The sequence below is a fragment of the Streptococcus henryi DSM 19005 genome (assembly GCF_000376985.1).
GTDB classification, from domain to species: domain Bacteria; phylum Bacillota; class Bacilli; order Lactobacillales; family Streptococcaceae; genus Streptococcus; species Streptococcus henryi.
In genome coordinates this window covers 1-15,881 of the sequence record NZ_AQYA01000037.1, presented here as the reverse complement: position 1 = coordinate 15,881, position 15,881 = coordinate 1, and the positions used below count along the sequence as shown (strand labels likewise).

Annotated in this window: 14 protein-coding genes; 5 read left to right on the top strand and 9 right to left on the bottom strand. The window is 38.5% G+C overall.

What is annotated here, in order from left to right:
* Window positions 1-34: 34 nt before the first annotated feature.
* From F601_RS0109950 to F601_RS0109940, 3 genes are all read right to left on the bottom strand, one after another.
* Window positions 35-2,719: a calcium-translocating P-type ATPase, PMCA-type gene (locus tag F601_RS0109950; protein ID WP_018165536.1), complete on the bottom strand. Its 2,685-nt coding sequence runs from the start codon at window positions 2,717-2,719 to the stop codon at window positions 35-37.
* Between the two features lie 235 nt (window positions 2,720-2,954).
* Window positions 2,955-3,338, bottom strand: coding sequence for a YwiB family protein (locus F601_RS0109945; RefSeq protein WP_018165535.1), 384 nt, complete (start codon window positions 3,336-3,338; stop codon window positions 2,955-2,957).
* A gap of 30 nt (window positions 3,339-3,368) precedes the next feature.
* The gene (locus F601_RS0109940; RefSeq protein ID WP_018165534.1) at window positions 3,369-4,247 is read right to left on the bottom strand and encodes a sulfite exporter TauE/SafE family protein; all 879 of its coding nucleotides are present in this window, start codon (window positions 4,245-4,247) and stop codon (window positions 3,369-3,371) included.
* Window positions 4,248-4,345: 98 nt separating this feature from the next.
* Between F601_RS0109940 and F601_RS0109935 the strand changes: the two genes are divergently transcribed.
* A complete protein-coding gene (locus F601_RS0109935; RefSeq protein ID WP_018165533.1) occupies window positions 4,346-5,641 on the top strand; it encodes an HD domain-containing protein in 1,296 nt (431 codons plus the stop codon).
* 111 nt (window positions 5,642-5,752) lie between these two features.
* Here F601_RS0109935 and F601_RS0109930 read toward each other — a convergent pair whose 3' ends face one another.
* Window positions 5,753-6,304 (bottom strand): GNAT family N-acetyltransferase, encoded by a 552-nt coding sequence (locus F601_RS0109930; protein WP_018165532.1) that lies wholly within the window; start codon window positions 6,302-6,304, stop codon window positions 5,753-5,755.
* 139 nt (window positions 6,305-6,443) lie between these two features.
* Here F601_RS0109930 and yidA point away from each other — a divergent pair, with 139 nt between their 5' ends.
* The 3 genes from yidA to F601_RS0109915 are packed head-to-tail and all read left to right on the top strand — an operon-like array spanning window position 6,444 to window position 9,714.
* The gene (yidA, locus tag F601_RS0109925; RefSeq protein ID WP_018165531.1) at window positions 6,444-7,253 is read left to right on the top strand and encodes a sugar-phosphatase; all 810 of its coding nucleotides are present in this window, start codon (window positions 6,444-6,446) and stop codon (window positions 7,251-7,253) included.
* Entirely contained in the window at window positions 7,253-8,479 is a 1,227-nt protein-coding gene (locus tag F601_RS0109920) for an aminoacyltransferase (protein ID WP_018165530.1), read from the top strand. The genes yidA and F601_RS0109920 overlap by 1 nt, the downstream gene beginning before the upstream one ends.
* Window positions 8,479-9,714 carry an aminoacyltransferase gene (locus F601_RS0109915; protein ID WP_018165529.1) on the top strand — a complete coding sequence of 412 codons (1,236 nt, stop codon included), beginning with the start codon at window positions 8,479-8,481 and terminating at the stop codon, window positions 9,712-9,714. Before F601_RS0109920 ends, F601_RS0109915 begins: the two co-directional genes overlap by 1 nt.
* 208 nt (window positions 9,715-9,922) lie before the next feature.
* Here F601_RS0109915 and tpiA read toward each other — a convergent pair whose 3' ends face one another.
* The 5 genes from tpiA to ftsW form a co-directional block, all read right to left on the bottom strand.
* A complete protein-coding gene (tpiA, locus tag F601_RS0109910; RefSeq protein WP_018165528.1) occupies window positions 9,923-10,681 on the bottom strand; it encodes a triose-phosphate isomerase in 759 nt (252 codons plus the stop codon).
* Window positions 10,682-11,214: 533 nt separating this feature from the next.
* Window positions 11,215-12,411, bottom strand: a complete 1,197-nt coding sequence (gene tuf, locus F601_RS0109900) for an elongation factor Tu (RefSeq protein WP_018165526.1) — start codon at window positions 12,409-12,411, stop codon at window positions 11,215-11,217.
* Between the two features lie 127 nt (window positions 12,412-12,538).
* Window positions 12,539-13,642, bottom strand: a complete 1,104-nt coding sequence (locus F601_RS0109895; RefSeq protein WP_018165525.1) for an anti sigma factor C-terminal domain-containing protein — start codon at window positions 13,640-13,642, stop codon at window positions 12,539-12,541.
* Window positions 13,626-14,132 (bottom strand): RNA polymerase sigma factor, encoded by a 507-nt coding sequence (locus tag F601_RS0109890; RefSeq protein WP_018165524.1) that lies wholly within the window; start codon window positions 14,130-14,132, stop codon window positions 13,626-13,628. Before F601_RS0109890 ends, F601_RS0109895 begins: the two co-directional genes overlap by 17 nt.
* 89 nt (window positions 14,133-14,221) lie before the next feature.
* Window positions 14,222-15,496: a cell division peptidoglycan polymerase FtsW gene (ftsW, locus tag F601_RS0109885; protein ID WP_026183185.1), complete on the bottom strand. Its 1,275-nt coding sequence runs from the start codon at window positions 15,494-15,496 to the stop codon at window positions 14,222-14,224.
* A gap of 176 nt (window positions 15,497-15,672) precedes the next feature.
* Here ftsW and F601_RS0109880 point away from each other — a divergent pair.
* A partial coding sequence (locus F601_RS0109880; protein ID WP_018163694.1) for a helix-turn-helix domain-containing protein occupies window positions 15,673-15,881 on the top strand: 209 nt, incomplete at its 3' end.

The window sequence follows — 15,881 nt, the reverse complement described above, 5'->3', positions numbered from 1 at the left end:
GTCACCAGACATAAGGTCCAATGACTTAGTAAATTTAAATAGCTTTTTGATCTTGTCCCATGGCACGTTGCACAGCTTTGACAATCTCAACAAGAACTAACATTAGGAAACTACCAATAACAACAACTGCCCACTGGCTGACGCTCAAATGAGAAACGTGGAAGAATTGGTTAAATCCTGGAATAACAATGGTTGCCATCAAGATAAGAAAGGCAAGCGGGATTGACCAGTTAAAGAGTTTATTTTTGAAGAGTCCAACTGTAAAGACAGACTGGTAAACTGATTTAACATTGTAGGCATGTACCAATTGGATAAGACCAAGAGTGGCAAAGGCCATTGTAAGGGCATCCGCATGAATTTCAGCATTTGTCGCATGTTCTGGGTTAAAGATAGCCCAGCCGTAAACACCAAGTACAAGAAGAGTTTGGAAAATACCTTGATAGATAATTGCTCCCATAACACCGCCTGAGAAGAAACTTGATTTACGTCCGCGAGGTTTGTGAGTCATAACGCCAGGTTCTGCAGGTTCAACACCAAGAGCGATAGCTGGAAGTGTATCTGTTACCAGGTTAATCCAAAGAAGGTGAACTGGTTCCAACACATCCCAACCAAAGAGGGTTGCAAAAAAGATAGTGAATACCTCAGCCATGTTAGCTGAAAGAAGGTATTGAATTGATTTTTGGATGTTTGAGAAGACCTTACGCCCTTCTTCAACCGCCACAATAATAGTAGCGAAATTATCATCAGCAAGGACCATATCAGAAGCACCTTTAGAAACTTCTGTACCAGTGATACCCATACCAATACCGATATCGGCAGTCTTAAGCGATGGGGCATCATTAACACCATCACCTGTCATGGCAACGACTTTACCTTCATTTTGCCAAGCTTTAACGATACGAACCTTGTGTTCAGGAGAAACACGAGCATAAACTGAATATTGTTTGAAGACTTTTTGGAATTCTTCATCTGACAATTCATTGAGTTCAGCACCAGTAAAGACGTGATCTTCTGTATCACCCTCATCGATAATTCCTAGACGTTTGGCAATAGCTTCCGCAGTGTCCTGATGGTCACCCGTAATCATGATTGGACGGATACCAGCTTCTTTAGCCACTCGAACAGCTTCTGCTGCTTCTGGACGTTCAGGGTCAATCATACCGACAAGACCTGCGAAGATAAGTCCATTTTCAACCACTTCAGATTCCAATTCAGGTACAGTATCTTCATACTTGTAAGCCATCATCAGAATACGAAGAGCTTGTTTAGCCATGGCCTTATTAGTCGCTAGAATAGTTTCTTTATCAGTATCAGTAATTTCACGGACACCATCAGCATCTTCAATGTGAGTGACACGTTTAAGCAGTTGATCTGGCGCACCTTTAACCGCAACCAAGAATTTACCATCTGCTAATTTATGGATAGTAGACATGAGCTTACGATCTGAGTCAAATGGTAGCTCACCAACACGTGGCTCTGATTTAAGTACTTCAGTAACATCAAAATTATGATCTAGACCATATTGTACAAGAGCTGTTTCTGTTGGATCCCCGATAAGTTTTCCTTTGCGGTCAACTTTTGTATCATTAGCAAAGTTCATGACACGAAGGGCCATATTATCCAAAGCTAAATCATCGTTAGCATCAAGCAGTTGACCTTTGTAGTAGAGTTTCTCAACAGTCATCTGGTTCATTGTCAGAGTACCAGTTTTATCTGAAGCGATGATTTCTGTTGAACCAAGCGTTTCAACCGCTGGCAACTTACGGACAATAGAGTTACGTTTAGCAAGGGTTTGAGTACCTAGGGAAAGCACAACGGTAACAATGGCTGGCAAACCTTCTGGAATAGCCGCAACTGCAAGAGCAACCGCAGTCATGAGACCGTTCAAGGGAGCTTGTCCACGTACAAATACACCCACAGCAAATGTTACTGCAGCGATGATAAGCACTAGGTAAGTCAAGACCTTAGACAATTGGTTAAGATTTTGTTTAAGTGGTGTATCCGTTTCATCAGCGTTAGCCAACATACCAGCAATGTGACCAACCTCAGTATACATACCCGTATTAGTAATAACACCCATACCACGTCCGTATGTGACGTTTGAGTTTTGGTAGGCCATATTTACACGGTCCCCGATACCAGCATCTTCAGCTACAACTGCACTGAGGTCTTTTTCAACTGGAACTGACTCACCTGTAAGGGCTGCCTCTTCAATTTTAAGCGAAGCTGCTTCAATTAGTCGCATGTCTGCTGGAACCACGTCACCAGCTTCTAGCATAACTACATCACCTGGAACCAATTCTTTCGAATCAACTTCCTTAACGTGACCATCACGACGCACGCGCGCCAGTGGACTTGACATCGATTTAAGGGCTTCAATAGCTGCTTCTGCTTGTCCTTCTTGATAAACACCAAAAGCTGCATTAAGGACAACTACAACCAAGATGATAATGGCATCAGTTAGACCTTCCATACCTTCAGTGATAACAGACAGAGCTGCCGCTACCAAGAGAATGATAATCATCAAATCCTTGAATTGATCCAAGAATTTTTGGAACATGGTACGTTTTTCACCTTCATCCAATTCATTTGGACCGTAGGTCTCTAAACGTTGCTTAGCTTGATCTGACGACAAGCCTTTTTTAGTGGATTCTAAACTAGCAAAAACAGTTTCCGTGTCTTGCGTGTAGAATGCTTCTTTCTTTTGTTCTTTAGACAAAATGCTTCCTCCTTCTAAAAATGGGGCACAAGTCTCTTTAAAATAGAAAAAGAGACTTGTTTGCTAAAAACAAGTCTCGCTGTTTAAGACAATGCCGGAAATCAATGATTTCGTAATGACGACATTATCACGGAATAATCCGTCTGCTACTCCCTTGGTGTACTGGATAATTATATCAAAATCTCATGATTTTGCAAGAATTATCAATCTTTTTGACCAAGTTTATTTCAAGGAATCACCACTGAATTTCCAGTTGATAGTCAGCAAATACAGCTTCTGTTTCAATCTGTTTCAATTGGTAATTTATACGAACGCGGTTATTTTCAATGTCAAAATGATAAAGGTCTGTTTCAGTCATTAAATGTTGCGTACCAATTGGTGTTGGTATTGCAACCAATGCAGGGTTGTCTTTGTGAAAACGCATGATGGATTTTGGAGTTGAATAGCGGGTCATTACTAACTCTTCTATGCCACACTTAATAATGACTTTTTCATTTTCTTCATTCTGATAAACAAGATAAATTTGATCGTTTTTTTCAGTCACTTGAACAGGGTACACTTGCTTGATTAGCTCAGTCTCTCCATCCAGTTGAATCTGATTTTTGATAGTAATATTCATGATTTCTCCTTCAGTAGTCTAGCTCTGCTATTATCGCCTAATAATGGAAGATCGTAGGAGGGTTGCTCCTGTGTAGATGGCAATGAAGACCACTAAAATTTTAAGGTTATTAATGTCTAAACTACTTAGGAAAAAGGCAGCAGTTAAAACACCAAAGACGCCTCCAACTATTATCCCAAAAACACCTGGCCAATTAACACGGTCTGATTTGATAAACTCATTAGATCCCGCTACCATAATCATAGCAGCATCAAGCATCATTACTGGGAGAGCTACCGCTGGATTAATCCCCATAAGTGAGAAGAAAATCAATTCTGGAGCATAATTGCCAAGCCCCATTGTCATAAGCAGCCCAACGATAAAGTCAAAGACCATACCAACCAATAACCAGATACCATAAAGTCCCTTGACATCATCTGAAATGCCTGCGCCTGGATTGGTTATCATCCGATAAACCATGACAAAGGCAGCGATAATCAGAAGGATTCCCAAGATGCGCTGAACTTGACGTGTATTCCAATTCTTAGTGATACGGGCTCCTACAAAAGCTCCTGAGAATGATGATAGGGCCATACAAACCAATGTTCCAATATCAACCTGCACAATAGTAATAAAGCAGAGTGCCTCTACCATTACTGGAATCACATGAGCCGTTGTTAAAGTCGCGGGAATCTTACGGTCATCGTCGACCAGTTTAGTCACCTTAAAAAGACTGGTCGTAGTCGCAAAAGTTCCAATCCCTAATGTGTCTAATAAATCAGTAACGTAGCCTATCCAGAGACCAGTGAAAAATTTTTCAGTCAGTTTAATCTTATTTTTCTTAGCATGACTTAAAATAGTTGCTAAAATCCAAATTATCAGGCCAACTAAAAGTAGTTGTATCGCGTGTAAAATAAAGTTACTAGTCATTGTTTCATTGTAATGTAAAAATGAAACTTTGTAAAGATTTTTAGTCCAGTATTCATCACTATTAAGGCATTTTCAAGTCTTTTTGCTATAATGATAATATGAATGAAAAAGTATTCCGTGACCCTGTTCACAATTATATCAACGTAAATCACGAAGTCATCTATGACCTCATCAATAGTAAAGAATTCCAACGTCTGCGTCGTGTTAAACAAGTCCCAACTACGGCTATCACTTTCCATGGAGCTGAACATAGCCGCTTCACACATTGTTTAGGGGTTTATGAAATCGCTCGAAGAGTTACTGATATTTTCGACAACAAGTACGCAGATATCTGGAATCCCGATGAATCACTCTTAACCATGGCTGCCGCACTTCTTCACGATGTCGGACACGGCGCATATTCCCATACTTTTGAACGACTATTTGATACGGACCATGAGGCTTATACGCAAGAGATAATCACAAGTCCTGAGACTGAAATCAATGCTATTTTAAGACGAGTTTCACCTGATTTTCCTGATAAGGTGGCCAGTGTTATCAACCACACCTATCCTAATAAACAGGTTGTCCAACTCATTTCCAGTCAGATTGACTGTGACCGTATGGACTATTTATTGAGGGATTCTTATTACAGTGGGGTAAGCTATGGTCAATTTGACCTAACACGTATCTTACGCGTTATCCGTCCTGTTAAAGACGGGATTGTATTTAGCGCTAGCGGTATGCACGCAGTCGAGGACTATTTGGTCAGCCGCTATCAAATGTACATGCAGGTTTACTTCCACCCAGCTAGCCGCTCAATGGAGGTCCTTCTGCAAAATCTTCTCAAACGCGCAAAGGTTCTCTATCTAAGCGACAGTGATTACTTTAAACAAACTGCTCCAAACCTTTTACCATTTTTTGAAAATAAGGCAGAGCTTGCTGACTATTTAGCTCTTGATGATGGTGTCATGAATACCTATTTCCAAAGCTGGATGTCCTCTGAGGATGATATTTTATCTGACTTAGCTAGCAGATTTATCAACCGCAAAATGTTTAAATCTATCACATTTGACAGCCACTCAGAAAAAGAGCTAAATCGTTTGATCGAATTAATTCAATCTATTGGTTTTGATCCAGACTATTATACAGGAATCCATGTTAATTTTGATTTGCCATATGATATTTATCGTCCAGAAAAAACCAATCCACGTACCGAAATTAATATGATTCAAAAAGACGGCAGTATCATTGAGCTCTCCAATCTATCAGCCCTCGTTAAGACTCTTACTGGAACAATCTTTGGTGACAGACGTTTCTATTTCCCTAAAGAAATGCTCATCTCAGATGACCTCTTTTCTTCTGTAAAAGAGTCCTTTATGTCTCATATTTCCAACGAGCATTTTAAACATTAAAAACGATTTACTACTAATCACAAAAAAGCAGGAGCTTACATCTGAAAAGAAGAAGGCTCCTACTTTTGTTAATATCAACTTCTGTTCGACACCTATTGTATTGTCGAATGACTATATATGATTTGAGCGTCGTTCATAATCATAAGATACACAGCTCTCACCCCTACTATTTGCCGCCTTTAGATTTTCTGAAATTCTCTTAAAGTGACACTTTTCAAGTAAAGCAATGGAGGCTATGTTTTCTGATACAACCCTCGCCTGTACAGCCTGCGCAGCTATTTTTCCAAAAGCTAAATCACAGAGTGCATTGACAAGTTCAGTACCAAAACCTTGTCTCCAATAATCCTTGTTCAAAGTATAACCGATTACTACAATTTCAGCATCTTGCAAGGTTATACTAGCATTCCCAATGAGCTTTCCATTTTCTCTCAACTCAATACCAAATCGTCCTAGGGGGTGCGAAAGGTTCCACTTGACCAATGACAATTCACTTTCAGCAAGCGATTGGTGAGGATAATAATCATATTTAAGCACCTCTTGATCGGAAGTGTACTCATGATAATCAGATAAATCTTCTAAAGTCATCGGGCGTAGACGTAAACGTTTTGTGTCTAATATTGGGTGATGCGCTAAAGCTAATATAGCTGAATCTTTCCACTCCATAGGTAACCTCCATTTTTTTCTAGCTTAACATAAGATTATAGCGCTATCAAGCTTTTTGTTTTGACGTCAACAATGACAAAAATAGGGATTTTTAGTAAGATAGTAGTTAGAGAATTTATACATATAATTGGAGAAATAAATGTCTATCAAACTTGTTGCCGTTGATATCGACGGTACATTAATTACAAATGATCGTAAAATTACAACCGAAGTCTTTCATGCTGTCCAAGAAGCTAAGGCACAAGGTGTCAAAGTTGTTATCGCTACTGGTCGTCCCATTGCCGGAGTTCAAAATCTTCTTGAAGAACTCAACTTACGTGATGCAGGCGATTACGTTATCACATTCAATGGTGGATTAGTTCAAGATACTGCCACAGGACAAGAAATTGTTAAAGAAACAATGACTTATGATGATTATCGTGATATCGAATATCTCAGTCGTAAATTAAATGTCCACATGCATGCTATCACTAAAGAAGGTATTTTTACAGCTAACCGCAATATTGGAAAGTATACCGTTCATGAGTCAACGCTGGTTAATATGCCAATCTTCTACCGTACACCTGAAGAAATGACAGGTAAAGAAATAGTGAAAATGATGATGATTGATGAACCTGAAATTCTCGATGCTGCTATCGCTAAAATTCCGCAGGAATTTCATGACAAATATAACATCGTCAAATCAACACCCTTCTATCTTGAATTCATGAGCAAAGAAACAAGTAAAGGGAATGCCATCATCCACTTAGCTGAGAAAATGGGCTTAGACATGAGCCAAACAATGGCAATTGGCGATGCTGAAAATGACCGTCCAATGCTTGAAGTCGTTGGAAATCCTGTTGTAATGGAAAATGGTGTTCCTGAATTGAAAAAAATCGCCAAATACATTACAAAATCAAATGAAGAAAGCGGCGTCGCTCACGCCCTTAGAGAGTGGGTATTAAAATAATGTACACCTATCAAGTTGGAATTTCAGCCCAAGAACATGATGCCTTTGTCAAAGAAAGCAACCAAACTAACTTACTACAAAGCAGCAATTGGGCAAAAATCAAAGACAATTGGGGCAATGATCGACTAGGATTTTATAAAGATGGCAAACTCCTTGCCGTTGCAAGTGCCCTGGTACAACCGCTTCCTCTAGGATTCACCTTGATTTACATCCCAAGAGGGCCAATTATGGATTATAATGATAAAGATCTCGTTAACTTTGTTATTAAATCTCTAAAAAAATACGGTAAAACAAAACGTGCACTTTTTATAAAATTTGATCCATCACTCTTCCTAAAACAAACCAATCTTAGTGATAAGGAAGCAAAATCTGATGATAATTTTGAAACACTATCTATTATCGAGACACTTACTCAAGTAGGAGCTCAATGGGTGGGACGAACAACAGATATTGCTGAAAATATCCAACCGCGTTACCAAGCCAACATTTATTCAAAAGATTTTGATTTCGATCGCTTACCTAAAAAAACTAAGCAAAGCATTAAACAATCTCGCAATAGAGGGGTTGTGGTTGAATTTGGCGGAGCCGAATTTTTGCCAGACTTTGCTGAACTAATGAAAAAAACAGAATCTCGCAAAGGCATCCATTTACGAGGACTGGACTATTATCAAAAACTTTTGGCTACCTATCCCGATGACTCTTACGTGACAATGGCATTTTTAAATCTTTCAGAACGAATTGCCAAATTAGAAACTCAAAAGGATAAATGCTTAACTGAAAAGGCAAGTTTTACCGAAAAAACACGACAATCAAAAGTCGATAACAACGCTAAAGAGTTAGAACGCTTAGAAGAAGAAATTGCCTTTTTGACTAGCAAGCTGAGCCAAAAGGGTGACAAAGTTCCTCTAGCTGCTACAATTTCCCTTAATTTTGGTAATACCTCCGAAAATATCTATGCTGGTATGGATGATGACTTCAAGCGCTACCTTCCGGCAATTAACGTCTGGTATGAAACAGCAAACCATGCATTTGAAAAAGGAATTGAATGGCAAAATATGGGAGGAGTTGAAAACGACCTATCAGGTGGCCTCTACAACTTCAAATCTAAATTCAACCCAACAATAGAAGAGTTTATCGGAGAATTTAACATTCCTGTCAACCCGATTCTCTACCGATTATCAAATCTCGCCTACAGCATTCGTAAAAAATTAAGGAGCAAGCACTAATGGTTCTCGAAAAATTAACAGCTCAGACTTTTGCAGATTTTTACAGCCAAGCTAGCTCTAAATCTTTCATGCAAACCTTGGAAATGGCGGAGCTTTTAAGCAAGCGCGGTTGTCATGTTGAGTTCATTGGTCTTAAAGAAGACGAGCAATTACAAGTTGCTTCACTTCTTTATTCCATTCCAATGACTGGCGGACTTCATATGGAAATCAACTGCGGTCCAACTGCACTTGACTCTAAATATCTACCTGCTTTTTACGAAGCTGTAAAAATCTATGCTAAAGAAAACGGTGCCCTTGAACTCATTATTAAGCCCTATGACACTTATCAAATCTTTGAGAGTAATGGTCAGCCAACAAGCGATCCTAATAATGAGCTTATTAACACTTTTTTAGATTTAGGATTCACTCATGACGGTCTACAAACAGGTTACCCTGGAGGTGAACCAGATTGGCTTTATGTCAAAGATTTGGATGGCCTTGATGAGAATAATTTATTTAAGTCATTTAGCAAAAAAGGGAAACCCCTTGTTAAAAAATCTAAAACTTTTGGTATAAAACTAAAAAAATTAAGTCGAGATGAACTGCCTCTTTTCAAAGAAATTACATCTTCAACTTCTGACCGACGTGATTACGTTGATAAGTCATTGGACTACTATCAAGATTTCTATGACAGCTTTGGCGATTCCTGTGAATTCATGGTTGCAAGTTTGAATTTCAAAGATTACTTAGAAAATCTCCAAAAAGATCAGGATAAATTAGGACAACGAATTGATAAATTGAAGCTTGATTTAGAAAAAAATCCAAATTCTGAAAAAAAACAAAATCAAGTCAGAGAACTATCAAGCCAGTTCGATACCTTCACAGTTCGTATGGATGAAGCTAATGAATTTATTTCTAAATATGGTACAAAAGATGTCATTCTTGCTGGAAGCCTCTTTGTCTATACCCCTCAAGAAGCTGTTTATCTCTTCTCAGGTTCTTATCCTGAATTTAACAAGTTCTATGCTCCTGCCCTCTTACAAGAACATGTCATGCTAGAAGCAATCAAACGTGGGATTAATTTCTACAACTTCCTTGGAATCATGGGAGAATTCGATGGTTCCGATGGCGTACTTCGTTTCAAACAAAACTTCAATGGCTACATCGTTCGCAAAGCTGGAACCTTCCGCTATTATCCTAAACCATTAAAATATAAAGCAATCCAAGGAATCAAAAAGATTCTTGGACGTCAATAACCTTTAAACTCCTCACGTTTGAGGAGCTTTTATTTTGTATTATGCACCATTATACTCAAAACAAGAGGTACCAGTTTCAACTTATCCTCCCCTAGAATATTTACGCCATATATTCTCATCAACTTTTGATATCATTCGAGTATAATAAGTTCAACAAAAAAGCCCTAGCTAAAAGCTAGAGCCCTTTATTCTAAAGAATTAGTTGAACTTATTTCACGAAGTCCAAAAGTGCAAGGAAGCTATCTGGTTGCAATGAAGCACCACCAACAAGCGCACCGTCAACGTCTGGACAAGCCATGTATTCAGCAACGTTTGAAGGGTTTACAGAACCACCGTATTGAACGCGAACTTTGTCAGCAACTTCTTGACCGAAGTCAGCAGCAACAACGTCACGAACAGCTTTACACATGTTTTGTGCGTCTGCTGAAGTAGCTGATTTACCAGTACCGATAGCCCAGATTGGTTCATAAGCGATAACTGATGAAGCAACTTGCTCTGCAGTCAAACCTTTAAGAGCAGCTGATACTTGAGCACCAACGAATTCTACTGCTTTACCTGCTTCGTAAGTTTCAAGTGACTCACCACAACAGATGATTGGAGTCATGCCGTTAGCGAAGATTGCATGAGCTTTTTTGTTGATGTCTTCATCAGTTTCGTGGAAGTAATCACGACGTTCTGAGTGACCGATGATAACATATTCAACACCAAGGTCAGCGATTGTAGCTGGACTGTTTTCACCAGTGAAAGCACCTGCATTTTCAAAGTAGCAGTTTTGTGCTGCAACTTGCAATTCAGTACCTTTAACACCTTTTTTCATTCCTTCAAGGAAGATTGCAGGTGAACCGATGACAGTATCAACAAGTTCGTTTGATGGAATAGCATTTTTAACAGCATCAACAAATTCGCGTGCTTCTGACGCAGTTTTGTTCATTTTCCAGTTACCAGCAATAATTGGTTTACGTGACATTTCACATACCTCTTCTTTTTTTATTTACTGTACTATTTTACCACATTTTGACTTTCATTTAAAGGTAAAGAAGTCTATTTAGTCACTTTTCTAAATATTCTGTTTACAGTTTTCTAATCTTATACTTAATGAAGTTAATAATATACTTTTTATTGTCCTTAACTAGCTATTACTAGTCGCTGGAGTCGATCTAGTTAAATATATCAGATAATCTCATCCAATTCTTTCAGTATAGTTGAATGAATTAGCTTTCAGACAAGAAATGTAAGGCACAGGTAGCTCAAACAGTCAGGGAAGTGACTATTTAAGGTTGAAAATGATAACTGACCTAAGTCGGTTTACAAAAAAGTCTGGGGATAGACTCTTTGAGCTTGGTCTCGAAGAAACTTCTTTCTCTCGACCGAGAGTATGGCTAGCCGATAGTGACGATGTATCAAAGCAAATTCAAATGACTATAAAACCAAAAGAGCCTCCCGAAGGAGGCTCTACAAATAAAGTGTCTGGCTTTAATTGTCTATGGGAACTTAATTAGATTAAGCTTCGATTTCTGAAACGATACCTGAACCAACAGTACGTCCACCTTCACGGATAGAGAAAGTAGTACCTTGTTCAACGGCGATTGGGTGGATCAATTCAACGTCGATAGTAACGTTATCACCAGGCATTACCATTTCGATACCTGCTGGCAATTCGATTGAACCAGTTACGTCAGTTGTACGGAAGTAGAACTGTGGACGGTAGTTGTTGAAGAATGGAGTATGACGTCCACCTTCTTCTTTAGAAAGGATGTAAACTTCACCTTTAAATTTAGTGTGTGGGTTGATTGAACCTGGTTTAGCAATAACTTGACCACGTTCGATTTCGTCACGTTGTACACCACGAAGAAGCACACCAACGTTATCTCCAGCAAGACCTTCGTCAAGTTGTTTACGGAACATTTCAACACCAGTAACAACTGCTTTACGGATTTCTTCTTTGATACCAACGATTTCGATTTCGTCGTTGACACGAACTGTACCACGGTCGATACGACCTGATGCTACAGTACCACGACCAGTGATTGAGAATACGTCTTCGACTGGAAGCAACAATGGTTTGTCAGTGTCGCGTTCTGGTTCTGGAATGTACTCATCAACAGTGTTCATCAATTCCATAACGATATCTTCGTAGTGAGTGTCACCTTCAAGGGCTTTAAGAGCTGAACCTTGGATAACTGGAAGATCATCACCTGGGAAATCGTATTCTGAAAGAAGGTCACGGATTTCCATTTCAACCAATTCAAGCAATTCTTCATCGTCAACCAAGTCAACTTTGTTCATGAAGACGATAAGGTGTTTAACACCAACTTGGCGTGAAAGAAGGATGTGCTCACGAGTTTGTGGCATTGGTCCGTCAGTTGAAGCTACTACAAGGATAGCACCGTCCATTTGGGCAGCACCAGTGATCATGTTTTTAACGTAGTCCGCGTGTCCTGGAGCGTCGATGTGAGCATAGTGACGTTTTTCAGTTTCATACTCAACGTGTGCAGTATTGATTGTGATACCGCGTTCGCGTTCTTCAGGAGCAGCATCGATAGACGCATAATCTTTAGGTGTGTTTACTGATGAAGGCAAGCGACGTGCCAATACAGTAGTGATAGCTGCTGTCAAAGTAGTTTTACCATGGTCAACGTGTCCGATTGTACCAATGTTAACGTGTGGTTTACTACGATCGTATTTTTCTTTTGCCATTTTAGGAAAAGCCTCCAATAAAATATATTTTATAGATAGACAGTAGGCAATACGGTCTAACTTTACCTTACTATTTTAACAAATTATGACGGAAATGCAAGTATTTTATGCTTTTTTAGTCAATTCTTTATTTATCCAAGACGTGATATGGTTGAATCTGCACACTTTGTCCTATATTAGAGGCATAAATCCAGTCAGCTTTTTGCAATTGGGCAAAGTTTTCAGCACGGCCAGTTAGAATAACACCAGCGAATTTAGCAGTGGCCCCATCAGAGTTTGCTTTCAAATAATTTTCTACCTCTTTTTTTGTATTTAATTCTGTATCTTGTCCATTACTGTCAGTATAACTATAGCTACTACCGAGATAATCTTTTTCAATGGCCTCCTTCAAGTTTGCTTCAAAGAAAGTATAACTATTTAAAAGACTAGTCTGCTCGTCTACAGATTCTGGATAATCAGCCTCAATTTGTGACAAGTCGGCATTTCTATTTTTCTTTATCGCTTTTTCAGCTTTCTCTTCCCATTCTTTGGCCTTGCTATAACTATTAGTCTGGTCAGTACTATGTGCCATACCAAAAAGATCTCCTAGTTGAAGCCAAGAAGTGTCATAGTCACTCTTTGTTCCAATCCAATACCAATTTATGGCAATATCATCTGGTATCAGCTCTGCTATTTCCTCAAAAGTATAGGGTTTGTCAAAGGTCACAGCTACTTCTACTGCTTGTCCTGACATTTGACTGAGGAGAGAAATATCTTGGGTAACCTTAGCATGTGACTCCTCATTGTAGTCATAGTTTATATTATAGAACATAGGAACTTTGTAGCCATTTTGGCGAGTATAGAGAGATTTTCCATCATCTCCTCCTGTCAAACTATCTTGATTACTGCCTCCACCAATTCCAGGTCTGAGGGAATAATTAGCCTGATAAGATTCAAACGGAACCTTGATGCCATCAATGTCCTTAAATCTTTGGGAGCGAAATGTCCCTGTAAATTGTGAGGTGGAATCAAATCCCCAACTACTGTAATCAATATTGGGATAGGCAATTTCAGACAAGAGTAAGTATCTATCTTTAATTGCCTCTCCATGGCTAGAGGTCAATTTATCAAGTCCCATATAGCCTAAAACGATAGTCAAGATGGCTAAAACTGTGCTTAATAGCATAGTCTTTATTTGATGTTTTCTCTTGTTTTTCTTTGCGATTTTTTCAAAATCAGTTAAAGTCTTCATAAGTATAACCTTCTTTCTCTAATTGTTTTTTTAGTCTTTGTCGTCCACGCATCAGGTCGATTTTGACCTTGCTAATAGAAATATGTAAAAGCTCTGCTATTTCCTTGGCTGATAAGTCTTGAAAATAATGTAAATCAATGACCATACGGTATTTTCTTGGTAGCTTTTTGATGGCATGGTAAAGAGGTAAATAGTCAGGAGTTTCATATTTGTTTTGCTTATTCTTGAAAAATTCTTTCTGCAAAATATCCAAATACTTCTTATCTCTTCGATAATGGTCTATGTATAGTCTGATAGCAGAGCGATACATCCAAGCCCTCATTTTTTCAAAAGGAAGAATGATTTCAGATTCCAGCATTTTTACCAGAACATCTTGACTGATATCATTTGCCTCTTCGGGGCTAGCACCCGACTTTCGCAAATAATAGGCAATCTCCTTAGCAAATCCTATCAATTCCTTTTCAAAATCATCCAGTTTGATACTCCTCACCTCCTTCTTCACTTATATAACGATTAATATTGAAATTGGTTACAACTTTTCCTGTATTCTAACAAAAAAAATCCCCAAAATGGAGATTTTTACTGAAAATCATTAAATTTGATGATTTTATTATCATATGATTCTACTTTTGATTGTAACTCTGCTTCTGCCTCACGGAGAATATCATCTCGCTTCTCACTGGCATCGATATTGAGTACAAAACCTACAGCCGCTGAAAGGACTAGCAAACTATTTCCCCCTTGAGACAGGAATGGGAAAGTAACTCCTGTTGATGGAATTAAACCTGAAATACCACCAATATTTACAAAAACCTGCATTAGCATCATTCCGCCAACACCGAGAGCAATCATTGAGTTAAAAGGATCTTTTGATTTTAAACCGACATTCATTATACGAAGAATCAAGAAGAAAACTAAGGCTAGAATTAAACCAGCACCAATTAAACCAAGTTCTTCGATAACAATAGAAAAGACAAAGTCTGTTTGAGCTTCTGGTAGATAACCGCGTTTTTCAATTGAGTTTCCTAAGCCCATTCCAAACCAGCCACCATTACTCATAGCGTAGTAGGAATTGGACAACTGATGTCCTGATTCCTGGAGGTCATTAAATGGATTGAAAAAGGCACTGAAGCGTTTTGCAACATATCCAAAAATAGGGATTTTAGCCATCTTTTCAACACCAACAAGCGCAATTGTACCAAGAAGAGCAGTTGATAAGGCTGTAACAGTCGCAAGAATTGCCGAAAACCAACGATAGGCTACTCCACTCAGACTAAACATGATTAGCCCAGTTAAAACAATGATGGCCGCATTTCCCAAATCAGGTTGGATAGCAACAAGTCCCGTAAATACAAGGAAATACACGCGCCAATCACGCAAGTCACCCCAGTTGCGCGGCCACCAGCGTCTCCGAGTTAAAGCCTGATAGTCATAAGTAGCAATCATTTTTTGCTTTCTAGCAAAAGTAAAAGCAAGAAACCATACCATAATAATCTTTAAATACTCAGCTGGTTGGAAACTCAACTTCCAAATAACAATCCAACCATGTGCGCCATTGACAGATTCTGTAAAAAGTCTGGCATAGATTAGCATGAAAATCTCAACTAACATCACTAATGTTAAGACTTTTGAATTTTTCAAGAAATTGAGTTTTAGTTTATAAATAAAAAGAATTACAAGAAGACTGACGACCCAAAAAGCACCTTGGTTGATTACAGATAGAAAGGGGTTAGCTCCATATTGTATCAAAGTTGCACTGGTCGTTGAGTAGACCATAATCAATCCTAAAACCGATAAAATTAGGTAGGGCAATAATATTGAGTAATTTAATAAATGCCTCTTATCAATTTTCATTTAATCACCTATCGTTCATTTATAATATTATGTCATTATGAAATAATCAATTCATTATAACATCTTTCAGACTTTAAAAAAAGAAAAAGTCAAAGACCTTCTATCTGATATACTCCCCTTATAGTTTCCAGTGAAATAACAAAAACATTTCACTGGAAACTATGAGGGGTTTTCGTATGTCCAAAAGAAGTCCAAAAAGTGTAGAAGAAAAATTAGAGGTTGTCTTAAGATATCAAAGAGAAGGGAAATCTGCAGACCAGTTAGCCAGAGAATATGGTATCTCAAAATATTCTGTTAGAGATTGGATAAGGAAATACCAAACCAATGGCATTGAAGGTCTTAAGGGAAGTCATACTTGGAAGAAGTACTCATCAGAGTTAAAGAA